Here is a 24488-nt window from a genome sequence, read left to right on the forward strand (position 1 = left end):
ACAACCAGATTGCCACGCCTCGTTCCTTGTCCCGCAATGACGGTAAACGAAATCCCAAATCCGAAATCACCTCATTCACTTTTAATTGCCTTCACAGGATTGGAATTGGCAGCTTTCAACGATTGAATGGTCACCGTCAGAAGAGCAACTCCCATGATCGTGGCAGCGGCTAAGGGTATAAACCACCACTCAAAACTGATCTTGTATTGGTAGCCATTCAGCCAGTCCTGCATCACCCAGAATGCCAGCCCCGAGCCGATGACAATCGACAGGAATACAATGAGGATAAATTCCCTATTGATTACCTGAAGAATAGATAAGGTGGAAGCTCCCAACACTTTTCGGATCCCGATTTCCTTTGTCTTTTGCTCTGCGATATGGGCTGATAAGCCTAACAGACCCAAACAGGAAATGATGATGGTCAAAATGCTGAAGTATTGCGCCAAGTCTCTGAGGCGCACATCTTCCTGATATAGACGCGCATAATTTTCATCCATAAAGCTGTATTCAAAAGGGAATTCAGGATTGAGGTTGGTAGCAACATTTTCCAAGTAAGCAATCGTCTCTTGGATTTGGTCAGTATTCACTTTTACATACCCTTGCCAGGTATTGGCTGGATCTAACAGCAAAATAGCCGGAGCCACATTTTGTCTGAAGCTTTCGAAATGGAAATCTTTTACTACTCCGGTAATAGCTCTTTCTTCTTCCCACAACCTGAAAAACTCAGATCCTTCGTGGTCTTTTTGCATCAGCTCATAGGCAGCCTGATTTAATATGGCTCCCGAGGTAGAATCAGCCCCATTTATTCGATCAAAATCCCTCCCTTTCATCAACTCCAAGCCAGACGTTTTCAGAAAATCATAATCGACACGGATGATTTCAAAAAGGGCTGCATTTTCAGGGTCTTTTCCTTCCCAGGAAACTCCTCCCGAATTGGAGTTTCTCCCCAAAAAACCAAAGGAGGATCTGCTGACGGATTCTATATTTTCATTCTTTTCCAGTTCAGCTTTAAAGACATCAAAACTTTCTAAAAGCTTTCCTTCCAAAGGAATCTGAATCAGTTGATCCTTGGAATAGCCCAAATCCTGGTTCATCGCAAAACTAATCTGCTGATACACGACCAAAGTGGAAACAATCAGAATAGTTGCTAGAATAAACTGGAATAACACCAATCCTTTTCTGGCAATCACCACCCCTTTACTTGCTTTGGTAAAGGACCGAAATACCGAAACAACCTTGGTAGCTGACAGATAAAATGCAGGATAGCTTCCCGCTACAATCCCTGTAAAAAGAATAATTGAAATGAGTTGCAGCCAAAAAGCCCCAGTCCCATAAGGCACATACATTTCTTTACCTGTCAGGTTATTGAATATGGGTAAAGTAGCCTCCACTAGGAGCACCGCGAAAATCGCTGAGAAAAACGTGATCAATAAAGACTCAGACATAAACTGCATGACCAGCGAACTCTTATCAGCCCCTGCCACTTTCCTTACGCCCACTTCCTTGGCTCTTTTCTGGGATTTGGCAGTGCTGAGATTCATAAAGTTGATACAGGCAATAATCAGCACAAATAGGCCGATCATGGCAAAAAGCTTCACATTTTTGATTCTACCTTCTACTTTTTGACCATCTTTCCAACTGCCATGTAGGTAATAATCTGCATATGGGTAAGCGAACAGACGAACGTTTGAATCTTCGTTTCTATCCTTGATATAATCCTCCATGCTTGCAGAAAACTTCTCTCCGTCTACCCCATCCCGTAGTCGTATGACAGTTCTTGGACCATTGTTCCCCCATTCCTCCAGCCAGTCATTTTCCTCAAAAAAGACAGAATAGGGAAGCACAAAGTCGAATTGCATCGAAGAACTAGTCGGAAAGTCCTTCACCACACCCTGAACGATGAAGTCTTTGGAATCTGTCCCACCTTTGATTTCTACATCCTCACCCACTACATCGGTTCTTCCAAAAAGCGAAATCGCCCCGCTTTCTGTCAAAACCACATGGTTACTTTCAGTGAGCATGGAATTGAGATCTCCCTCCACCACTCCATAGTCGTAGATTTTCAGCAAATCAGGCATAGCATACAAGCCTTCCAGCTTGATACGCTTATCCTCCTGAATAAACAGCAAATTCTGCATCCAGGTATAGGTGGCGGCATATTCCACATCCGCCAAGGTTTCCTTCATGCTTTCAGCCAGGACACCTGGCGTAGAATTGGTCGTGAAAATATCCGCCCCATAGGATTGATGCTCCATCATCTGATAGACCCGCTCTACCTGAGGCAAGTCCTTATTGACGTTCATCTCCGAACTCACCCAAAGTCCGATCAGAATTGCTGCCCAAAGCCCGAGTGACAACCCGAACAGATTAATGAAAAAGGTGAGTTTATGCTTTGCAAAACCTCTTAATGCAATTTTAAAGTAGTTCTTGATCATGGCTTCGGATTGGAAGATTGAAATATGGAAAATTGAAAAATTAGAGACAACCTTTCATATCTATTTGATCCTTGGTTGGTGTTCTCAATTTTTTGTTCTAATTCTAATGCTAGATCTAATTAAATAGATGCATCTGGACAGCAACTAGTTGCATAGCCAATGCCAAAAGGATAAAAAAGGCCTTTAGTGAACGTATATGTGGATTTACCTGAATCCCTTTGTCCGACTTTATTGGTTTTTGGTCGCTTTCGGACGAAAAAACAAAATCAGATGTGAGAAATCTTAAATCCACCTCCTGTGTTTATTATTTTTACTTTCTTATTTTAAAATTCTGGCTTCCGCTTTTAAGCTCCGGAACCCCGCCCGGCGTAGTCAATCAATTCTTCACTTTAGCTAGTATTGGTACGTTAACTATTAAAATACTCCATCAAGCATCGCCATCAAATTCCTTCTCCTTTTGTAATCCTTTTTTATACTGTTGGCTATTTCAACAGCTTTTATTGGGTTTACTTTAAAAATAGACTGTAGTAAATTGACAATTGATTCATAGTGGTGATCCCCTGTGTAGGGCAGTTCCTTATCGATCAGTTTGATGAAATACGCGGTGGCATCACCAGGATATTTTTCGCAATACTTTTTGAAAAAATGTAAAATAGATTGATCATCCAATGTATTACTAGCCAGAACAAGTTGATGTGCCTCGTCAATCCTATCCTTTTCTATCAAATATTTCAGGTAAAAATGGTGACTCGCCGATTTGCCAATTTCCTCAAACTCTATTCTTTTGTCCGGGTAAAATTCGATTACCCTACCCAGTAGGGTATTGGTTTTATAAGTCTTCAAACCTGAAATCAAATCCTCAAAAATAGGCTTGCCTCCAGCGTTTTTTAAATAAACCAACTTTAGAAAAAGGTCTTCAGTAAATACCCAAGGATTGGAATTTGCATCCCTCAAAGCTTCAAGATATTGGATGGCTGTTTCAGGTTTTTGGAGTTGTACCAAGGTGTCCACCAATTCTAGGCAGAGACTTTTATCCGAATGATAGATTTTCTCCAGGATATATGCCCTTTCCTCAAGGTTCAGTATATCCCTCAGGAACCTGTAATAGTGTGCATGATTAGGTTTATCTTCCCTGCTAAGGGACTTGAGAAACACCTCCTTCATCAATGGCTTTTCCGAATCCTTATAGATCAGATGAAGCTCGTTCCCAAAATTGGAAAATGTTGAATAACCAGAGGATTCCAATTCCTTTTCAACTTTTTCTACAAATTCTATTTTTTGCCCAAACGGCAGGATAAGGATATATCTCTGAATCACTGCTAAAAAAGTATCACCTTCAAAATATTCCTCAGGATAATCGCGATAAAGCATGCCGTCATCCTGGACTTCCTCGATTTTCTGGATGCAAAAAAGAAATAATTTTCCCGTTTCTACAGGAAACCGATCCCATAAACCTGAGAGCCTTTCGGATAAACCTTCCAGACTGGCTTCAAATTCATAAGGCTCGTATAATAAATTTCTGTCATCAAACAGGCCCTTTATATCTTTGGCTATGCGATCAAAGGCTGTCCTTGCCTTATCAACATCAAGGTGTTGATTGCTCACTTCTTCCCTAAAACTGTTCGGGGCAAACTTTAGAACTAATTCTACTAGTTTTTCTTGGGGTAGATTTTTTACAAAGGTGGTAAAATCAAATTCAGGCATAAGCTATCGTATGAGGGATTCTGGTAATTTTGAATTTTGTCAATTATAAAATTCTACTTTAAACAGGCTCTGCAAAATCTTGGTTAAAGTTTACTGAGCTCATCCAGCATGGCCGGTCGTCGGGGGAATTTTTCTCTGAGTTGTTGCGCAATAGCTTTGATCCTGGCTGACCCGGAAGGGATATCCTTCATGACTTTCTTCATTAATCTCGCCAGTTCGGCATAAGCAGATCGATCATTGGCCAGCTCCCCCTTTTTTAAGAACAAGGGTATGTACATATCCATCATCGCATCCGGGAAATGTCCATACAGGTGAGGATGATACTCCAACACTGACCTTAGACTCCTTGCATTTTGCACCAGCGTAAGCAGTCTATCCCACATGTTCTCCTCGATATAAATAGGCCCAAGCTCCATGAGAAGTGCATCATTTGTGCTCCATAAATTTCTGGACAACCTGTTTTGCTCAGCTAGCACTTGTGCTGTCCGCTCTGAAATAAATTCCTCAATTAGCGGTTTCCACTCTTCATCGGTATAAGTAGATTTCCACTGCAAATAATACGTCCTGTCCAGACCCCGATCAAAAGCCAGGTTTTTGCTGACCTGCCTTACAGAAGTCGTATCCCTTTCCAGTGTAGCAATATGCAACAAGTCTTTTTGCCAGTCTATGACTGTTCCTAGATTTCCTTTGGCCTTTGCTATACTGATTCCCTCTTCAATTAGATTCTTGGCTGATTTGTATTCCTTTTGGGCCAGCTGCTTCATCAGCTCAGCTTTCCGTACCGCCACGATATCCATGTTTTCCGAAATTAGCCTGTCCGCTTTATCGTGCTGTCCAACTTTCTGAAAAAAATCAATCAGCATAGTCTTAAAATGTGCACCCCTTTCCTTGCTAAAGCCCCCTCTCTGTATTGAAATTAATTCTCCCACAAACTGAGGATACTCCTCATTCTTGCCCAGCCGTATGGCCAAGGAATGAAAAATGGAGAACAGGTCATCTCCAAAATCACCATAGTCAAAATACAGACTGTTTCGGAGTTCGTTCTTCAGGAATTGGAATAGTTCTTCATGGACACCACCGGAAACCAAATCTTCCTCTGCTACACTTTCAATGAGGCTAATGATATAGGAAATACTTCCACCAATACTACCGCTAGAATCGTCACATTCCTGAATGATCTCTGTTGTAGGCAGTAGTAAGGCTTTGGCTACCTTAAAAGCTCCTCTGAAATCACCCTTATGCGCAAATAAATAACCATTTCCTGTCAACGAATCGATTTGAGAAGACACTGCATAGGCACTTCTATAGTTTATATATCCGCGATCTGAGTTTTTTTCAATAATGGATTCAACCAAGGATCTGTACATCTTCACTTGATCAATGCCTGCATCTTTTGAGGCAAAATAGACACGTACCTCTGTTTCAAAGTCAGGATCTTGGATTGCCTGGTGGAGAATAAATTCCCTGAATTCATCTGCTTTTATCTTTAGAAGGAGTTTTTTGAATGAAGTTTCAGCCATGACAGAGCGGTTGATTCGTTTCAGCAACTTTACGGAATAAAGGTTTCAGATACCACTCAAGCTATAGTCAATCACGGGAATTTGACAGTATTTGTCAAACAAAAGATTAATGTTTTACAATTTTTGTGTTACATACAACTTCCACTCAATGGCATATCTGGATCGCCTTCAGCTAAGAAAAGCCCTGGATAAAAAAAGGGAGTTATTGGATTCTGTATATCTGGGAACTTTGTAGTGCAAAGAGCATTGCTGCAGATCGAGAATTGTCAACCTAAGGCCTCTCCTCCCCATTACAGCTTTCTGGCTTTAGACTTCTGACTTTCCATTTTAGCTTTATTGGCCCTAGTAACTAAACCTGCACTTCTTAATTACTGATTTATTTTAAGTAGCTTTTAGGGGCTAGGAAAATCCATTTCTTTTCGAAGGATAAATTTCAAAATGGTGCTTACGAAAGAATATCACTATACCAACTAAAAAAGAATGAACGGTAACGATACCAAACGGCTTTCAAGACTTACCTCCATTTTGTTGCAATTACAATCCAAACGCATGGTCACGGCAACAATGTTGGCAGAAAAATACAAGGTAAGTACCCGTACCATCTACCGCGATGTCAAAGCTTTGGAACAGGCCGGAGTACCTGTGTTGACAGAAGATGGAAAAGGTTATTATCTGATGGATGGGTATAGGATTGCACCTGTGGCTTTTACAGAAAGTGAAGCCAACGCCTTAATTACTGCACAGAAGCTAGTGGCAGGTAATAGTGACAACTCTTTTATAGAAGAACTGACCAAGGCTATGGATAAAGTCAAGGCCGTATTGCGTCACAAAACAATAGCTAATTCAGAATTGCTTGCAGAGCGCATGGCCATAAGCACTACCTATCCGAAAGACTTTACTACCAAATTCTTACCCGCTTTACAATCAGCTATTATCAATTTTTCGCTCACTAATATCGACTATCAAAAAGAAAACGAAAATTCTTCTACACTAAGAACGGTAGAGCCCTTTGCTGTCCTTAATACACAGAACAATTGGCTGTTGTTAGCCTGGTGTAGATTGAGAAAGGACTTCCGGTTTTTCAGGATAGACAGGATGAGACGGATTGATGTCCTAGACGAGAAGTTTCAGCCACATAAGCTGACTTTAGAAGAATTCTTTAAACAGGCAAAATGATTTTCAGACCCTTGACATAGGGCTGTCATTGAGAGCTTACAACTTTGTGGTATCATAAACCTTTAATCTAGAAAATATGAAACCACATTTCAAACTCAGAGGACTGGCCACCGTCAACTTCTATGCAAAAGACCATGATGGTGCGAAAAAATGGTATAGTGAATTTTTAGGCCTTGAGCCTTACTTCAATGTGCCGGGCTATACCGAATTTCGAGTTGGTGACTACCAACAAGAATTAGGGATTATTGATAGTAGTTATGCTCCAAAAGGTTATTCTGAGAAACCATCAGGAGCTATTGCTCATTGGCATGTTGACGATTTAAAAGCAACACTCGATAGACTAAATACTATGGGAGCTACCGAATATCAGCCTATCACTGATCATAGCCAAGGGAAAGGGACATTTGTAACAGCATCGGTTGTTGACCCTTTTGGCAATATCCTTGGCATCATGACGAATGTTCATTATCTCGATATTTTAAAACAAAAGAATTCCTAAATCATGATGGAAACAAAAGATGGAAAACAAGCTGTCTATGCCAAAACGAGACAGGAATGGCGTAATTGGTTGCAGGATTATAGTCAAACCGAGCAATCCGTTTGGCTGATTTTGTACCATAAAAAAAGCAAAGTTGAGAGTGTTAATCTTATCGAAGCAACTGAAGTAGCTTTATGTTTTGGCTGGATAGACAGTCTATGTAAAAAACGAGATGGAGAAAGCTATTATCTGACTTTTTCTAAGCGGAATGAAAAAAAAAGTAACTGGAGTAAAATAAATATTGAGCGGGCCGAAAGAATGATAAAAGAGGGTAAGATGACTTCCTACGGTCAACGATTAATTGACATTGCCAAACAAAAAGGTAAATGGAAATTTTGCTAACAGAATCCCATCAAAAGTGTGGAAAACAGATGATTCTTCATTTAACCCGGAATTATGCATTAGGTTTCGTTATGAAGGCATTAATAGCAAGAAAATCAGGATGTTTGGAAACTTAGGCATAGCACCACTTCGGTGAAGTTAAAAACAGCAATGCAATGACTGATTTTGAAGCAATTAATGGTTGTAATAGAATTGCTAACGCATATTTCGGGGTTTAAAGCTTGTCCGTTGAGCAGTCTTGGAATAATGACGACTTTATCCAATGGTAAATTTTTGATATCGGCCATCCCTACGGTATTTAGTAGAACGAGAACCAGCACTGTAGTGATCCCAACCCCGAGGACACAGGTCAGGAAATTCATGAAAAATATTTGTCCTAAATAAAGAAAATTAAGCTTATAAGTCCCAGAGGGACGGTCGATAGCTACACCAACTCTTTAAAAAGGAATTTTCCCTTTGTGGTCTGTGTGCTCCACAGGCCACGGTGACCAACCCTAACCCTTACGTAAAACCCTAAACTTACCTTACCAATAGTTGGTCTGTGAGTACATACCGAGACAAAAGCAAGCCTTTCGAAATCCGAAATCCAATTATTCACTTTTTAGGGAATTCACCGGATTCGCTGTCGCCGCCTTAATCGATTGATAGCTGGTCGTCAGCAAGGCAATCACAATAGCAAAGAGTCCTGCTCCCAAAAATACCTGCCAGCCTAGCTCCTGCTTAAACTGGTAATCTTCCAGCCACTTTTGCATGGCCCACCAAGCGATAGGTGAAGCAATCAGGAAGGCGATCATCACAAGCTTTGCAAATTCCTTGGAGAGTAATACCACAATGCTTCCTATGCTGGACCCCAGTACTTTCCGGATTCCTATTTCCTTGGTTCTTTGTTCTGCTGTAAAGGCCGTTAACGCAAACAAGCCCAAACAGGCGATTACAATTGCAAATCCTGCGAAAATGCCAAAGACTTTGCCTAGTCGGGTTTCAGAAGCATACATTTGACCGAATCGATCATCCAAAAAAGAATAGGTAAAAGGTTGCCCCGGAGCCATTTCTTGCCATTTTGACTGAATGAAACCTACCACTTCGTCTGTATTGGAAGAGTTGAATCTGAAGGAAGCTATACCATTTGGCTTGTCGCTTAGAAAGATCATCACAGAGCCTATATTTTCTTTGAGCGATTCGAAATTGAAGTTTTTCACTACGCCTACCACAGTCTTACTTTCCAATTCATCCAAGTTCGCTGTCTGGTTATCACCAGCCAGGGTATAGATTTTTTGACCTACGGGGTCGCCCACAAAATTGAATTGCTTTGCAGCAGTTTCATTCAGGATCACCGCACTGGAATCAGAAGGGAAATCCATGGAAAAATCCCGTCCTTCAGCGATTTCCATCCCCATAGTCTTCACGTAGTCGTAGTCCACCTGCCAGTTTTGCAGGCTCACCATATGCTCAGCTTGCTTGGGATCTTTCCCTTCTGCCCACCAAGCCGTGTCGCTTCTCCAGGTTCCCGCCACCGGCAAATACCCAGTAATCGTCCCGGACTCCATCATACTATTTGCCAGAATTTCCCGCTTGAACGTTTCTGCCTGATCCCCTAGCGCATAGACATCTTCTACTGTTATAATTTGCTCCTTGTTAAAGCCGATCTTCTTATTCTGTATGTAATTCAGCTGATTGAAAACAGCAATCGTGGCAATAACCAAAATGATAGAGATGGCAAATTGAAATACCACAAGGGAGCTTCGGATCATTCCGCTTCTCATTCCCATGGAGACATTCCCTTTCAGAATACTGATCGGCTTGAAGCCCGAAAGGAAAAATGCCGGGTAAATTCCTGCCAAAAGACCTGTGGCAATCGCTCCTAGCAGTAGTATCCCATAAAAGTTAAAATAGGAAAATGGAACGACAAGTTCTCTTCCTGCCAAATCATTGAAAAATGGCAGCAAGAGGGAAACCATCGGCACAGCGATCAGAAATGAGATAAAGCTCAGCAAAATGGACTCCATAAGAAACTGACGGATCAAATGTGCACGAAATGAACCCATCACTTTTCTGATGCCTACTTCCTTGGCACGGTTGGCGGATCTCGCCGTGGACAAATTCATGAAATTAATACAGGCAATGACCAGAATAAAAAGTGCCACTGCTATAAATAGGTAGATGTAAGTGATGTTGAAATTAGGCTCAAACTCCCCCATCAGGTCACTTTTCAGGTGAATATCCAGCAAAGGCTGAACTTCATACTCCATCTTGCCACCATCGGCTAACATGGCATCCAACGTGGCTCCTTCACCGAATAATTTACCTAATTCTGGCTCTGCATTCTTTTTGACCAAAGATCTAAGTTTTTGATTTAAATTTTCCGGATCAGCATCGGCTCGGATTTTCAGATAGGTCTGGAAATTATTACTCAACCAGGATGTGTTTTTTGCTTCATCTAAGCCTTCCATGGACAGTAAAAAATTAAAGTGGAAATGGCTATTCTGAGGTATATCTTCATATATGCCAGTGATCCTAAAATTCATTTTATTATCCAGAATCAAGGTTTTCCCCAAGGCACTTTCCTCCGGAAAATACTTCTCAGCAGTGCTTTTGCTGATAGCCATGGTATTGGGTTCCACCAAAACCCTATCCTGATTCCCTTCTAATAGTGTGGTCCCGAAAACATTGAAAAAGTCTCTACTAGCCCAGATAACACCATTTTCCTTAATATTCTCATCTACCTTTTTGACTAGGTAAGACCCGCGTCCCCTAAAATTAACAGCATATTCAACTTCGGGGAATTCTTCAGGAAGTGCCTCAACCATCGCAGGTGGAGCCAGTATCATATCCCAATGATTCCCTCCAAAAATTATATCCGAATGAATCCTATAAATCCGCTCGGCATCTTTAAAGTGCTTGTCATAGGAAAGCTCATTGATCACAAAAAGAGAGATAATCATGCAGACTGCCACCCCTACCGATAGTCCAAGGATGTTGATAAAAGTGTAGAACTTATGCTTCTTTAAGTTTCTCAGGGCGATTTTGAAGTAATTCTTGAGCATGATTTATTGATTTAAAAATTAGAAGATTAGAAGATCAGAAGATTTCAAAATTGAAAGATTCGATTTATCCGTCATCTGTAGTGAGGAACGAGCGCTTCTGCATCGCTCGCAATGACCTACTCTTCACCATAGCTTATTCACGTCACATACCGTAGTAAAGAAATAGCAGAATAATCCTCCTCTTCCAATTAGATGCGCGAAAAGGGTGTTTGGTTGCATTACTTCGTCGAGGTTTGTATCTCCACATTACACTATACCTCGCACCTCACTTTTCATTGTAGCTACCAAAGAGCACATCCCCCAAGCTTCAAATTTTTCAATTTTCAAACATCAAATCCTCTCACTCACTTTTCAGTGAATTCACTGGATTTGCCGAAGCAGCTTTGAATGCCTGATAGCCCACCGTAATGAGTGATATTATAATTAATACCATCCCTGATCCAGCAAAAATCCACCAACTCAGACTTGTCTGATACGCATAGGTTTTCAGCCAATTGTCAGCAAAATACCAAGCCAAAGGCACTGCAATGATGATAGATACCAGAATGAGCTGCACGAAATCCTTGGACACCAACCTCAATATCCCGAAGGTAGAAGCTCCCATTACTTTGCGGACTCCGATCTCTTTCTTTCGCTTTTCTGCCGTGAATGCTGCAAGTCCGAATAATCCCAAGCAACTCAAGAAAATAGCCATCACTCCAAAATATTTTGCAAGCTTGGAGACACGCTGTTCGGAAGCATACAGCGACTGATAGTCCTCGTCCATAAAAGAATAATCCATCGGTTGGGCTGTTCGCCTGACGAAAAGCTCCTCGATTCCTGCAATGGTTTCCTTTTGATTCTGTGTCCCGATTCTCACCATGATCTTTTCGGCAAAACTCTTATCATACTTCAGAAACGCAGGTTTGACATTTTCTTTTAGTGATTCAAAATTAAAATCCCTGATTACACCTATGACTTCTTTGTCCTCTCCCCAAAGGTTCACAATTTTACCGACCGGCTCATCAAATCCGATTGTACGTACTGCTGTCTCATTCAAAATTATCTTTGAACTCTCTTCTCCAAAGTCAGGAGAAAATGCCCGCCCACTCACTAACTCAAACCCCATGGTTTCGATCAAACCCATATTGACCGAAATATTCTCAAATTTCACCTGTTCATCGGGATTTTTCCCTTCCCAGGTAAGACCAATGGTAGAACTACGTAACCCAACTAAGGGGTGACTCAAACTGGAAGCATCTTCTACGCCTGGACTATTTTTCAGCTCTGCCAAAAATGAGTCCAGCTGATTGGGATGAACCCCTGAGGCATTTATCTGAAGGAGATGACTCTGGTCATAGCCGAGGTTTTGGTTTTGGATAAAGGACATCTGCTTACCGATAACAGATATCCCGATGATCAACAGAAGTGAAATCGTAAACTGGAAAACCACCAGACCTTTTCTGGCCAATAACTCTCCAAAACTTCCTTTGATCGTTGATTTCATAACCTCCATGGGCCTAAACTTGGATAGGTAGATTGCCGGATAAACCCCTGCGAAAAACCCTGTTACCAGACCTATGGCTAATAAAGCCAAGATCAAATCAGGTTGAAACGACAAGTTTAACGACTTGGAAGTGACCTGGTTGAAAAAAGGCTGCAAAATATAAGTTGCCACAACAGCCATCACTAAAGCCAAAAAAGTGAGCAGCATTGATTCGACAATGAACTGGGTGAAGAGACCTCCACGACTTGCTCCCATTGACTTTTTGACACCAATTTCCTTCAAGCGGCTCATCGATCTGGCGGTGGTCAAGTTCATGAAATTGATGCAGGCAATGATCAAAATAAAAAGCGCAATGGCTGAAAAGAGTTTGGCATAGCTGATCCTGCCTCCTACAACTTTGCCATCTTCATACGTTCCGTACAGATACGTATCTCCATAGGCTTGAACAAAAGCCGAGACATTACTTCCCTCGTCTTTGGCTTTTATGAATCCTTCAATTTGCTCATTGAAGTCTTCTATATCTGTATTTGGACGAAGGAGTACATAGGTGGAAGCATTGAAATTGCCCCAGTGTACTCCATCACCGAGCATCTGTTTGAAATAGGAAAAAGACAAGAAATAATCATGCTTATCCACATCCATAGACCCCAGATCTTTGAAAACTCCCGTCACTTCTACTTCATTCTGAAAATCAAAAACCTGCCATTTCACAGATTTTCCCAATGCTTCTTTCGGTGAACCGAAGAGTTTGGTAGCCATAGTTTCCGAAATCGCCAAGGAATTGATTCCGGTCATGACCTGATTTGGATTTCCTTCCACAAAATCAACCGAAAAAATATCAAAATAACTTTGGTCCACAAACAACCCTGCTCCGGTCATTTTAACATTTTTATTTTCGAAAGTAACTCCTTCAATGAATGGAGAGGTCCCAGCGGACAATTCTACCTGAGATAACTCTGCTTTCATTGCTTCGGCCATATCACCCGGAGTAATTCCTATAGTCACGATTCCACCACTGTTATCATGATTGGTCATCACTGCGTAAATCCGATCTATCTTCTCATGATATCGGCTAATACTCAACTCATCCTTTACCCAAAGTAGGATCAAAACCACCGTGGTAAGACCTATGGCCAATCCAAACAGATTGATCGCAAAGATCTTCTTGAACTTCATAAAGTTGCGGAATGCAAGGGTTAGTTGATGGTGGAGCATGTTTTTTCGATTTTAAGATTAGAAAATTGGAAACCTAAAAGATTTCAGGATCCTTTGCAGTGGGATGCACCTTCACAGACCACTTGTATTTCAGTCAACGAAGACACCGAAAGAGGGGAAGAAATCATTCCGGGTATGATCCGCGAAGCGAAGGCCAGGTTGACCGATTTTCCAATTTTTCAATAGTTAAACATGAAACTGCTCCCTGATATTCTCTGTCACCACTTTACCATCAAATAAGTTGATGATTCGGTGCGCATAGTTTGCATCATGCGGAGAGTGGGTTACCATCACAATCGTGGTTCCTTCATTATTGAGTTCTTCCAGAAGACGCATCACCTCTTCACCGTTGGTAGAATCCAGGTTACCCGTAGGTTCATCGGCAAGGATCACAGAAGGCTTGGCTACGATGGCTCTGGCAATCGCTACACGCTGCTGCTGACCACCTGAAAGCTGCTGGGGAAAGTGATTTCTTCGGTGCATGATGTTCATGCGGGTCAATACTTCTTCTACCCGTGTCTTGCGCTCATCGGAAGGTATTTTAAGATAAAGCAAGGGAAGTTCCACGTTTTCAAATACAGTCAGTTCATCTATCAGGTTAAAGCTCTGAAATACAAAGCCGATATTGCCTTTTCTAAGTGAAGAGCGCTGCCTTTCAGAGAACTTTGCTACCTCATGTTCGAGGAAATGATATTCGCCTGAATCTGGATTATCCAGCAGACCGAGGATATTCAAGAGCGTGGATTTACCACATCCTGAAGGCCCCATGATAGCGACGAATTCGCCCTTTTTGATTTCGATTTGAATACTGTCCAATGCTGTAGTTTCCACTTCTTCAGTGGCGTAAAGCTTTCGGAGATCGACGGTTTTGATTACGTTCATGTGAGTTAAGTTTGAGACCGGAGACCGAAGACCGAAGTCATTTGATCCTCCATTCTTGTTTTATTTTTATATTCTTTTAATATCAATGATTAGCTTATTTTTTAAGTGCCTTTTCGCCATTGCGGGGAATAGTTAATTCCAATAGTTAATTCTAGCATTTTGACCCGAAGCAATCCAGTATTGAATTTAAGAGATTGCTTGGCCACACCATGACGAACTCCACTATTTTGCGTCCATCAACCAATCGTCTCTCTTCTGTTTACCCGACACCCAACATCATCTCAACTCCAGCACTTCATTCTTCCCGAAATTCTCGTAGCCGCTGATGATAACTTTCTCACCTTCTACCAGGCCTTCCAGCACTTCGTAATATTCTGGATTTTTATTCCCAAGTCTGATATTTCTCTTTTCTGCATTTCCTGAAGAGTTAACCACAAACACCCAGTTTCCTCCAGTGTCCTTAAAGAATCCTCCTGTCGGCAAAAGCAAACTCTGCTCACTATCGCTAAGTTGCAGTCTGATTCTTACACTCTGCCCTCTTCTGATTCCCTTTGGACTCTCACCTGTAAATGTCATATCCACTTCAAATCTTCCATTGGTAATCGTCGGATAAATCTTGGTGATTTCAAGCTCATGATCTTTACCACTTAATGTGAACTTGCCCTGCAAACCCTGACCGATCCTAGGCAGGTACAGCTCATCTATAGGCACACGTACTTTAAATTCGTCCAGTACATCGATCTGTCCATATCTGGAACCTGAATTGATCGCCTGACCAACTTCGATCTGCTCCATAGCCAACTGTCCTGCGATGGGAGCTTTTATCACCAGTCCATTCAGTATCTGACCTACCCCCTCAAGTGAAGCATTCATTCTCCCCTCAGACTGCCGTAGTTGCGCAAGCTGATAAGACCTGGCAATGGAATCACTCCTGTATGATTTATAAGTTAACTCCTTCCTTTTCAGGTTGTACTCATATTGCTCTGCAACTTCTTCGAATTCCCGGTCAGAAACCAGTTTCTTTTCATGGAGCTCTTTGAACCTCTTATACTGAGGCTCCAGCAGACTGATCTGATAATCTATCTCTGCAAGCTGGCCTTGCTGGCTCAGGTCATTTTGATCCAGGAAAAGACGTGTCTGACGCAAATTATTGATTTGCTCATAGAGCATAGTTTCCCGCTGCATCACATCCAGCTGCAAATTGGAATTGGCCATAATCAAAATCGTGTCTCCCACTTCAACTATTGCTCCTGACTCCCGTACGATCTCCGATACCATACCACCTTCCACTGCATCGAGGAAAAAAGTCTGTGCTGGCTCGATCTGTCCGGAAACCAATATATAATCTGTAAACTCACCTTTCGAAACTGTGGCAATACTTAAGCGATCTTTCTCCACATTCATCGTAGATCTATGATCGGCATATCCGATTTGGTAAATGATCCCGGCGACTAAAACAACTCCGCCTACTATCCAGGCAATTCTTTTAGGGGTCCAGGTTTTCTTAGCTAATTTTCTATCCATTGTGTATAAATGCCATTTTCGGGCTGTCCCCAATATGCCAAATGGTATGCCATGCAAAAAATCGCCTTTACAGGCCCGTTTCGTTGATTTGGGAAAAATCGGAATCGAGACTCGCGAACATTTTCGTCCGCAAGCGAACAAAAGAATGCAAAGTCGAATACATTTCTTTTTCCTTATATCCTTAAATCATCCTATAAAAACAGCCTCATATTGTCCGAAATCAAACGTTTTGTAGCAAATTTATATGGTCTTGTTTTTCGGTATGCTTTTGGAACAGGAGCACAGCGCAAGCAGGATAGGTTTCCATGCTTTTTTAATTCCTTTTTACTATGAGCGAGCAACGAACAGGCAAAATTCTTATTGTGGATGACAATGAAGACCTCCTTAAAGCAGCAAAAATTTTTCTAAAGCGGCATTTCTCTCAGGTAGACACAGAGACTAATCCTGATCTGCTCCCCATCCTCACGCATAATGAATCCTATGATGTGATTCTGCTGGATATGAACTTCACCAAGGATGTGAGTTCAGGACAGGAAGGATTCTATTGGCTGGACAGGATCCTGGAACTTGACCCTTCCGCTGTGGTGGTTCTGATCACTGCCTATGGTGATGTGAACCTAGCTGTCAAAGCCATCAAAGAAGGTGCGACTGATTTTGTCTTAAAGCCGTGGGAAAATGAGCGCCTGCTGGCTACACTAAATTCTGCTTTGCAGCTTCGCAAAAAGAAAATTGAAGTAGACCTGCTAAGGGATCAAAAAGAAACCTTGCAGCAGGATATGGATAATAAATTCAAAGACATTATTGGTCAAAGTGAGACCATGCAGAAGGTTTTTGAGACGATCGAACGAGTGGCTGTCACAGATGCCAACGTGCTGATTCTAGGGGAAAACGGCACCGGGAAAGAATTGATTGCCCGGGCCATTCACAGGCATTCCCGTAGAAACAGAGAGGCATTTGTAGGAGTTGATTTGGGTTCTATTACTCAAACTCTTTTCGAATCGGAGCTTTTTGGCCATAAAAAAGGATCATTTACAGATGCCAAGGAAGATCGTGCAGGCAGATTCGAGCAAGCACATAAGGGTACGCTTTTCTTGGATGAAATAGGAAATCTACCCCTTGCCCTTCAATCAAAACTCCTGGCAGTACTTCAAAACCGCCAAGTGACACGCGTGGGAGCAAACAGACCTGTGGATGTAAATATCCGGCTGATTTCCGCTACCAATATGCCTATTCATAACATGGTCTATGAAAATGGCTTCCGTCAGGATTTACTTTATCGTATCAATACCATTGAAATTCAGCTTCCTCCGCTTCGTGAGCGTTTGGAGGATATCCCTCTTTTGGCGGATCATTTTATTACTTTTTACTCCAAAAAATACAACAAAGACATCCGTAAAGCCTCTGAGCCACTGGTGAAACGAATGACAAAGTATCACTGGCCTGGTAATATCCGTGAGCTTCAGCATAGTATAGAACGGGCGGTAATCATGTCCAATCACAATGTCCTGCAACCAGAAGATCTGTTTTTGCAGAAAATGGCACAACCTGAGCGACAGGATGAATCCGTAAGCTTGGAACATCTGAATATCGAAGATGTGGAACGCATTTTAATCAGAAAAGCGCTGCAAAAACACAATGGTCATATCACGCGTGCAGCTGAAGAACTCGGTCTGACACGATCTTCACTCTACCGCAGACTGGAGAAATATGGTTTATAAGAGGTTTTCACTTGGAGTTGGTTTACGGATTTTCGGAATTATCGCTAGCCTGTACCTAGGACTTTGGCTGTATTATAGTCAGAATCTTTGGCTGGCCCCTGCTATTTTGGGGCTGATCTCTCTTATCCAGATTGGCGAGATGATCTACTATGTCAATTCCATCAACCACAAACTCGCACGATTTCTAGACTCCATTCGCTACGCTGACTTCTCAAGCTCCTTCACTTCAGACAGTAAAATGGGAAAGTCCTTCCGCGAAGTAAATGCTTCTTTCAATGAAGTGATGGAGGTTTTCAAACAGACCCGTGCCGAGAAGGAAGAGCAGATGCTTTTTCTTCAGGTGATTATCCAGCACATCAATACCGGAATTATTTCTTTCAATGACGTAGGGAAAATCGGGGTAATCAATAATGCAGCAAAACATCTGCTTCAGATTCCACAATTTCGGGACATTACAGACTTGGGCAAGCTATCTCCCAAACTCCTTGAGGATGTAATGGATATGAAACCAGGACAGCGGATCTCAAAAAAAGTCAATCCTTCCCTACATCTGATCATACAGTCCACTTCCCTCAAGATGGGAGGCCAAAGCTGGACCCTACTTTCTCTTCAAAACATCAATGCTGAACTTCAATCCAATGAACTTGAAGCCTGGCAGAACCTGACAAAAGTACTGCGGCATGAGATCATGAATTCCATTACTCCGATTTCCAGTTTGGTGGAATCACTCCGCACCATTTTGGATGAGGATAGCTATGTACAGCAGGAAGGATTTTTGATTAAAAAAGAGGGCTTTATGGACATGCAGGAAGGCTTAGATACCATTGCCAATCGCAGCAGAGGCTTAGTGAATTTCGTAAATGCCTACCGGGATTACACCAATATTCCTGCCCCGAAAAAAGTAATTATGCCTGTAAGGCAACTATTTGAGAATGTGCTCAATCTGATGAAGGAGGATTTAAAAATGGCTGAGGTAAAAATAGATACTAAGATTCATCCCGGTGATTTGGAAATCCGCTGCGATCCCGATCAGATTACCATGATCTTGATCAATCTGGTAAAAAATGCCTCTGAATCCTTACAGAATCAAGCTGATCGTACCATTTGGCTATCGGCCATTGGCCAAGGGGATCTAGGATTGATGATACAAGTGGAAGATTCCGGGCCTGGGATCATTCCTGAAGCGTTGGAGCGGATTTTTGTTCCTTTTTACTCTACTAAAAAGACCGGAAGTGGTATAGGCCTTGCAATCTCAAGGCAGATCATGAATCTCCACAACGGCAGTCTTCAAGTGACTTCCATCCCAAATGAACGGACTATTTTTACGATGAATTTCAGGTAGCCGATGCCAATGTGAGTGTCTCACTCACTTTTTATAAAGGAATTATTTTTCCATTCGTGACGACACGGACGGCGGCCTCGTGTTAGCATAATGGCTATATATGCTCTACAGACTCTACTCTGACCTTTGTGAAAAACCTCTGAGAACGGATGAACGCAAAGGCTTTTCAGCAATTTGAGATTTGCAGTCTTGCGCTGTTTTACTGATTAAGATTTGCAATCCCGGACTATTTAAAACTTATACATCCCTGTTACACCGAAAGTGGCTGGATTGCCTAGGTGGGATGGACCAAAGTTGTAGGCGTAATCAATATAGGTAGTATCAAAGATATTTTTAGCCCATACAGTGAGTTCCAATTCATCTGAAACCACCCCGAATTTTGCATTGGCTATCTGATAAGCATCCTGGCTGATGGTATTCTCTAGATTGAAAAATTGCTCTCCAAAGTACAACCACTCTCCTCTAAGCATCCAATCCAGTTCATCGGAGTGGAAGAACTGAGGAGTCCACTGAGCGGCAAGCATTGAAGTCACATCAGGAGTAAAAATCTGTCTGTTTCCAGCGTAATCCACTTCTCCCGATTCTCCGGGAAGCATTAACTTATCAAAGGTAGCATGCGTAAATCCAAAGCTCCAGTCAATGCCCAAGTTTCTGGTAGGAATGGCGTTGATCTCCCACTCTATTCCCGCACTTGTCATATCACCCGCATTTTGAGTCACCACAATAGCATCCGGCAAGATTAGGCCTGGAACTTGCACATCAGAAATTGCAGTGATGAAAGCTGATACATTTACTCGCATCCGTCTGTTGAAAAAGTAGTTTTTACTTCCGATTTCAAAGTTATTTGAGAACTCAGGATCATAGGCAAACAGGGGAGGATTACTCGGATCAGAACCGATCTGAGTCAGACCTCCTGGCCTAAAGCCACGGCTGTAACTTCCATACACTTCATTGGTAGGTGCCAGCTGATAAGCCAGAGCAACTTTAGGGGAAATTGCATTGTAATCTACTTTCCCTGTAGTATCAGGCTGGGTCACCATGAGATCTCCTCCAAAATCCATCTCTTGGGAAACTGTTAGTTTCTTCTTTTCATAATCAGAGCGTAGCCCGGCCGTCAGTTTCAGTTTGTCCGTAAGACTATAAGTTGCCTGACCAAAAAATGCAAAACCATAACCTGTCGCCACATTGGTATTGATCGTCGTGAAATTAGAAACGGGGGAGCCCACCAAAGCAGCATCAGCTCCAAAATATACTCCCTGCCTGGTCGGTGCATCTGAAGTGAAGCCAAAGAATCCAACCTGCCAGTTCAATTTCTGTCCTGTATTCGCAGAAGCCAATCTGAGCTCCTGAGTCCAGACCGACACGGTATTCCAATCCTTCCCATAATCATTCACAATAGAAACCCCATCGATAGGCGAAAAATCCCCGTCTATTGGCGCTTTGTAATAGCGGTAATTGTTTTGGTAAGAAGTCTGGGAAGAAAAATTAAACCGAGATCCAGTATTTTTTAGTACCAAAGAAATATTCTGACTGTTGTCTACCATCTCTGTGGTAGCATTTTGATTCACTTCATAAGGGTTCTCAATAGCAGAATCCGGGTCAGGGGCCAAAGAAAATGGGCCGTTATTTCTGCCAGTGTTACTTTTGAAGTTTAAAATGGCTTCCCAGTTTTTTGCAAAAAGATAATTAAGGTTCCCTGCCACCAGCAAATTCTTTTGCTTATCAAAATCACTGTCATTGTATAGATTGGTATAATATCCGTTCAATTTGTCGGCTAAAACTGACATGCCTACATACAACTTTTGCGGAAGCAGCATTGTCTTCACGCCTGCCGCCAATCTTGTAAAACCATAATTTCCTATATCGGTGCGGACAAATCCAGAAAGTTCATCAGACTTCGGTTTGGTAATGATGTTCATCACACCGCCCATGGCATTCCTGCCATAAAGCGTCCCCTGAGGGCCCCGCAATACTTCGATTCTCTCTACGTCATTGAGCAGGAAGAAATAAGTATCCAAGCCGAATTGATTCACTCCATCTACATAAGTCGCTACCGCTGGTTCATAGGAAGTGGTGGTGATGCCGCGGATCGAAATCACGTTCCGGTTGTCACCCGGATTGGATGAGTAAAAGTTTGGGATGTAACCGCGGAGATCTTTTGTCTGCCAAAGATTCATTTCTTCCACCTTCCGATCATCAATTGCAGATACACTGAAAGGTACCTTTTGAAGATTTTCAGATTCCTTTTGTGCCGTGACCATGACTTCTCCGAGCTGGGTGGTTTCCGGAATAGTATCATTTGACTGTGCAAAAGAAATCCGGCTAGCAATGCTTAGCCCTGCGACAAGAAATAAGGTTGCTAGTGCTTTGTGGGTTATAATTGACATAAAAGAATTGATACAGTTTCAGCGACGAATTTAAGGCTTGAAGGATTAAATACCTGCTAAAGAATAACTATTTCCGTCATTTCTCCGCAGAACATTGATATTGTGTTTTTTGGGAAAAACATAAATTGAAATTGTTTTCTATAACAACAATTCTTGAATTTGTTTTTTACAGAAAACAATATGGAAAAGACTGGCAGAAATTTCAGACAGAAAAAGCAGCCAATAAATTCAGGGAATTCCAAATTCCTTTGTTGCAGTAGACGGGTTAAAAACCTGTGGTGAAAGTAAAACTCCGCTTTGGCTCTTTGGCTTTTTGTTTTGAATTGAATTGAAAATCAAAGCAACTTCCTGTCTCCCAATTTTTTAAAAAACTCATCTCTATAATTCCGACTGATCGGGTAAAGATCTTTTCCGATCAAAATCTCATTGGAATGGACCTCATCGATATGTCGCATATTGATAATAAATGAGCGGTGGATCCTGACAAACTCTCCCGGCAAAGCATTGGCAATACTGGTCAGGGAAACCAGCGACATCACTTTCCTAGTAGATGTGATGATCTTGATGTATTCCCTTTGAGCCTCAATAGCCTGCACTTCAGCAAAGAGGAATTTCACAATCCTTGTATCGGTTTTGATAAAAAAGTAATCAGGTTTCTCCGCAGTTTCCTCAGCTACCACCTGTACAGAAAGGTATTCCACAGCCTTATCAATGGCCTTACTGAATCGTTCAAAGGAAACCGGCTTCATCAGGTAATCAATCACATCCAACTCATACCCTTTTACTGCATATTCCTCATAGGCGGTAACAAGAATCGTTAGTGGTCTCCCCGGAAGCTCTTTGAGCAAATCCATTCCCGTCATTAGAGGCATACGGATATCCAACAGCAGAATATCCACAGAATTTTCCTTCAGAAAACCCATCGCCTCTTCTCCATTACTGCACACACCTGCCAATTCCAGGTTTGCAACTTTAGATACATAGTCCGAAAGCAATTTCCTTGCTGGTGGCTCATCATCGACTACAAGAATTTGGTAATTCATCTGTTTATAATTGATTTTTTAATGGTCACCTAGAATAGTCGGGGCAAGCTATGGAATCTCTCATGGTGAATAATCATCCCCTGCGTGACTTATTATTGATCATGCCTGTCTTCCTCCTTCAAGCAAGCCCGATTTCATTTCAGGTCTATGGTTAGTTTCACTTCAAAGGAGGTTGCTTCTTGCTCCAAAACCAATTCATGTTTTCCTGGGTAGATAAGATTCAGCCTTTTTTTGACATTTGTTAACCCTACACCACTCTCCTCCTCGGCCGTCTTTCGGGCATCGATTACATCATTTCTAATATAGAAAAACAGCTGATCACTGGCGTTGATATTCAGGTTAATCTCTATGGTTCCATCGATGGTGTTGCCGTGTTTAAAGGCATTTTCCAGAAAAACCAAAAATATCAAGTGTGCGATTTGGTGCCGGTCCTTCACTCCCCGATGGTTAAAAAATATCTTTGGCTTTTCATCCAGCTTCAACCTCCACAGTTCGATGAAATTCTCCATAAAGGAGATTTCTTTGGAAAGTGAAACAAACCTTCCCTGATCTTCATAGAGCATGTGGCGCATCATTTCGGACAGCTTCATTATCGCCGGAGCGGTGTTGCTGTCGCTGAAATAAGCCATGGAATAAATGTTATTCAATGTATTGAAGAGAAAGTGCGGACTGAGCTGGAGCTTCAGAAACTTCAGTTCCGAAGCCAACTGGCTATTTCGTAGCTCTATAGCATTTCTCTGCGCTTTGATCAGATTGGCAAAAAACCAGATCACCGTAGTAATGAGATAAAAGCCAATAGCCGGAACAGATCTGATAAAATAAGTATAGGTAACAGACATATGGGTCATCCCGAGAAAATAAACCCTCAAAAGTACAATGATCACCACCAAAGCAATAGACGCTAAAATGTAGGCAGAATACCTTTCCTTTTTATAAAGCCGCGGGAGAAGTAAATAGTAATTGATATATGCTATAGACGAAGAAGTCAACACATCAGAAATGACGGCCTTCCACACATCGTTGGGAGATCTAGTCCAGTTGCTAAGTGAAGCAAACAATATTGCCCCATAGCAAAGCCAGAAAAGTACATGCAGCGCATAAAAAACCGGACGCGATACGAGATTATTTTTCATCGTGGAAATTTAGGATTTTAAATAACACCAGATCCCAGAGATCATCCAACTGACACTTGTGATCTACAGAAGGCCTTTTTTATCCAGCAAGAGGCGGACGCTAAGCTTTTCAGCGATCTATTAAAGACAGCTTTTTCATTCGTAGATCAAATTTGTTGTCTGGGTGAGAGAATTCTGCTGTCTGTTGATTTCATCTAAACCGTAGCATTTGTTTACGTCTATTAGTTATGGATAAATCGGTGAGGACGCTCATATATGTTGGATACTACTCTTTAATAAGTCTGATAAAAATAGATGAATGGTAAAGTGAGTAAAATAGCACCACGCCCGTCAGTGGACTCCACCACCCGAACCAACTGAAACAAACTATGAAGTATTTTCTCTTATTCATATTCCTCTTCGGCTCTTTGAGTTGCGCCAGCCAAACATATACTGCCTAAAAATGTAAAAAGAGATTAGAAAAGTCAATGATTCAGACAGCAACCAAGATACAACCAAAAATCAAAGCTGAAGTGCCGTCAAATTCTGCAGCAACCAGGATCAATGCGGATTTTCTGGAACTGCTGGAAAGTCAATTTCCTATAACAGATCTGCGCAATACGTTAAAGCTAAGATCAGCCTCAGATTTTGCAGAAAAACTAAGCGTTCATGTGAACCATCTAAATAGAACTGTAAAAGCAATAAATCACAAACCAACTTCAGTATTCATACGGGATAGAATTCTTGCCGAATCCAAGCGCCTGTTGGAACAGAGTAATTGGAATGTATCTGAGATAGCTTATGCATTGGGATTCACAGAAGTAACTCATTTCAATAACTTCTTCAAAAAAGCCATGAATATGAATCCATCCCAATTTCGCCAATCGCTGACAGAAAATTGAAAATATATAGCTAGGTAGGGTTAAAAGAAAGTTCAAATCCAGATGGACTTGGTTTTTTAGTATTCAGGTTCAAGCGAATTCTAAGGCACCTAGATCGGAATCCTTTGATATAAAATTC

16 protein-coding genes are annotated in these 24488 nt (G+C 41.8%); 6 read left to right on the top strand and 10 right to left on the bottom strand.

The genetic code is table 11. From position 1 onward, the window contains the following. Positions 1-71 precede the first annotated feature (71 nt). The 3 genes from AS141_RS21520 to AS141_RS21530 form a co-directional block, all read right to left on the bottom strand. A complete protein-coding gene (locus AS141_RS21520; protein ID WP_057939777.1) occupies positions 72-2435 on the bottom strand; it encodes an ABC transporter permease in 2364 nt (787 codons plus the stop codon). 414 nt (positions 2436-2849) lie between these two features. Then, positions 2850-4139: a hypothetical protein gene (locus AS141_RS21525; protein WP_057939778.1), complete on the bottom strand. Its 1290-nt coding sequence runs from the start codon at positions 4137-4139 to the stop codon at positions 2850-2852. Positions 4140-4222: 83 nt separating this feature from the next. Continuing rightward, positions 4223-5659, bottom strand: coding sequence for a hypothetical protein (locus AS141_RS21530; RefSeq protein WP_057939779.1), 1437 nt, complete (start codon positions 5657-5659; stop codon positions 4223-4225). Between the two features lie 480 nt (positions 5660-6139). On the opposite strand from AS141_RS21530, the gene AS141_RS21535 reads away from it, so the two are divergent. The 3 genes from AS141_RS21535 (at position 6140) to AS141_RS21545 (ending at position 7715) form a co-directional block, all read left to right on the top strand. Continuing rightward, entirely contained in the window at positions 6140-6835 is a 696-nt protein-coding gene (locus tag AS141_RS21535) for a helix-turn-helix transcriptional regulator (RefSeq protein ID WP_057939780.1), read from the top strand. A gap of 76 nt (positions 6836-6911) precedes the next feature. Then, entirely contained in the window at positions 6912-7334 is a 423-nt protein-coding gene (locus tag AS141_RS21540) for a VOC family protein (RefSeq protein WP_057939781.1), read from the top strand. A 3-nt stretch (positions 7335-7337) separates the two neighbouring features. Next, the gene (locus AS141_RS21545; protein ID WP_232424982.1) at positions 7338-7715 is read left to right on the top strand and encodes a YdeI/OmpD-associated family protein; all 378 of its coding nucleotides are present in this window, start codon (positions 7338-7340) and stop codon (positions 7713-7715) included. A 590-nt stretch (positions 7716-8305) separates the two neighbouring features. Here the strand turns inward: AS141_RS21545 and AS141_RS21555 are convergent. The 4 genes from AS141_RS21555 to AS141_RS21575 all read right to left on the bottom strand — a co-directional run bounded on the left by AS141_RS21555 (position 8306) and on the right by AS141_RS21575 (position 15866). Further along, on the bottom strand, positions 8306-10759 hold the full coding sequence (locus tag AS141_RS21555; RefSeq protein ID WP_057939783.1) for an ABC transporter permease: 2454 nt from the start codon (positions 10757-10759) through the stop codon (positions 8306-8308). A 340-nt stretch (positions 10760-11099) separates the two neighbouring features. Then, the gene (locus AS141_RS21560) at positions 11100-13421 is read right to left on the bottom strand and encodes an ABC transporter permease (RefSeq protein ID WP_232424983.1); all 2322 of its coding nucleotides are present in this window, start codon (positions 13419-13421) and stop codon (positions 11100-11102) included. A gap of 225 nt (positions 13422-13646) precedes the next feature. Then, positions 13647-14342 (bottom strand): ABC transporter ATP-binding protein, encoded by a 696-nt coding sequence (locus AS141_RS21570; RefSeq protein ID WP_057939786.1) that lies wholly within the window; start codon positions 14340-14342, stop codon positions 13647-13649. A 276-nt stretch (positions 14343-14618) separates the two neighbouring features. Beyond that, the gene (locus tag AS141_RS21575) at positions 14619-15866 is read right to left on the bottom strand and encodes an efflux RND transporter periplasmic adaptor subunit (protein ID WP_057939787.1); all 1248 of its coding nucleotides are present in this window, start codon (positions 15864-15866) and stop codon (positions 14619-14621) included. Positions 15867-16195: 329 nt separating this feature from the next. On the opposite strand from AS141_RS21575, the gene AS141_RS21580 reads away from it, so the two are divergent. Next, positions 16196-17584: a sigma-54-dependent transcriptional regulator gene (locus tag AS141_RS21580; RefSeq protein ID WP_057939788.1), complete on the top strand. Its 1389-nt coding sequence runs from the start codon at positions 16196-16198 to the stop codon at positions 17582-17584. Then, on the top strand, positions 17574-18926 hold the full coding sequence (locus AS141_RS21585) for a sensor histidine kinase (RefSeq protein ID WP_057939789.1): 1353 nt from the start codon (positions 17574-17576) through the stop codon (positions 18924-18926). Before AS141_RS21580 ends, AS141_RS21585 begins: the two co-directional genes overlap by 11 nt. A 230-nt stretch (positions 18927-19156) precedes the next feature. On the opposite strand, the gene AS141_RS21590 is transcribed toward AS141_RS21585, so the two are convergent. From AS141_RS21590 to AS141_RS21600, 3 genes are all read right to left on the bottom strand, one after another. After that, the gene (locus AS141_RS21590) at positions 19157-21313 is read right to left on the bottom strand and encodes a TonB-dependent receptor (RefSeq protein ID WP_057939790.1); all 2157 of its coding nucleotides are present in this window, start codon (positions 21311-21313) and stop codon (positions 19157-19159) included. A gap of 335 nt (positions 21314-21648) precedes the next feature. Then, on the bottom strand, positions 21649-22356 hold the full coding sequence (locus tag AS141_RS21595; RefSeq protein ID WP_057939791.1) for a LytR/AlgR family response regulator transcription factor: 708 nt from the start codon (positions 22354-22356) through the stop codon (positions 21649-21651). Positions 22357-22490: 134 nt separating this feature from the next. Further along, entirely contained in the window at positions 22491-23489 is a 999-nt protein-coding gene (locus tag AS141_RS21600; protein ID WP_057939792.1) for a sensor histidine kinase, read from the bottom strand. A 467-nt stretch (positions 23490-23956) separates the two neighbouring features. Here AS141_RS21600 and AS141_RS21605 point away from each other — a divergent pair, with 467 nt between their 5' ends. Then, on the top strand, positions 23957-24370 hold the full coding sequence (locus AS141_RS21605) for a helix-turn-helix domain-containing protein (RefSeq protein WP_057939793.1): 414 nt from the start codon (positions 23957-23959) through the stop codon (positions 24368-24370). Positions 24371-24488: the final 118 nt, after the last annotated feature.

It is taken from the genome of Algoriphagus resistens, assembly GCF_001442615.1.
In the GTDB taxonomy this organism is placed as follows: Bacteria; Bacteroidota; Bacteroidia; order Cytophagales; family Cyclobacteriaceae; genus Algoriphagus; species Algoriphagus resistens.

Coding starts and splice junctions, on each gene's coding strand:
- AS141_RS21595 (WP_057939791.1), bottom strand. CDS start 22,356: ATGAATTACCAAATTCTTGTAGTCGATGATGAGCCACCAGCAAGGAAA.
- AS141_RS21520 (WP_057939777.1), bottom strand. CDS start 2,435: ATGATCAAGAACTACTTTAAAATTGCATTAAGAGGTTTTGCAAAGCAT.
- AS141_RS21530 (WP_057939779.1), bottom strand. CDS start 5,659: ATGGCTGAAACTTCATTCAAAAAACTCCTTCTAAAGATAAAAGCAGAT.
- AS141_RS21585 (WP_057939789.1), top strand. CDS start 17,574: ATGGTTTATAAGAGGTTTTCACTTGGAGTTGGTTTACGGATTTTCGGA.
- AS141_RS21560 (WP_232424983.1), bottom strand. CDS start 13,421: ATGAAGTTCAAGAAGATCTTTGCGATCAATCTGTTTGGATTGGCCATA.
- AS141_RS21570 (WP_057939786.1), bottom strand. CDS start 14,342: ATGAACGTAATCAAAACCGTCGATCTCCGAAAGCTTTACGCCACTGAA.
- AS141_RS21575 (WP_057939787.1), bottom strand. CDS start 15,866: ATGGATAGAAAATTAGCTAAGAAAACCTGGACCCCTAAAAGAATTGCC.
- AS141_RS21590 (WP_057939790.1), bottom strand. CDS start 21,313: ATGTCAATTATAACCCACAAAGCACTAGCAACCTTATTTCTTGTCGCA.
- AS141_RS21555 (WP_057939783.1), bottom strand. CDS start 10,759: ATGCTCAAGAATTACTTCAAAATCGCCCTGAGAAACTTAAAGAAGCAT.
- AS141_RS21600 (WP_057939792.1), bottom strand. CDS start 23,489: ATGAAAAATAATCTCGTATCGCGTCCGGTTTTTTATGCGCTGCATGTA.
- AS141_RS21580 (WP_057939788.1), top strand. CDS start 16,196: ATGAGCGAGCAACGAACAGGCAAAATTCTTATTGTGGATGACAATGAA.
- AS141_RS21605 (WP_057939793.1), top strand. CDS start 23,957: ATGATTCAGACAGCAACCAAGATACAACCAAAAATCAAAGCTGAAGTG.
- AS141_RS21540 (WP_057939781.1), top strand. CDS start 6,912: ATGAAACCACATTTCAAACTCAGAGGACTGGCCACCGTCAACTTCTAT.
- AS141_RS21525 (WP_057939778.1), bottom strand. CDS start 4,139: ATGCCTGAATTTGATTTTACCACCTTTGTAAAAAATCTACCCCAAGAA.
- AS141_RS21545 (WP_232424982.1), top strand. CDS start 7,338: ATGATGGAAACAAAAGATGGAAAACAAGCTGTCTATGCCAAAACGAGA.
- AS141_RS21535 (WP_057939780.1), top strand. CDS start 6,140: ATGAACGGTAACGATACCAAACGGCTTTCAAGACTTACCTCCATTTTG.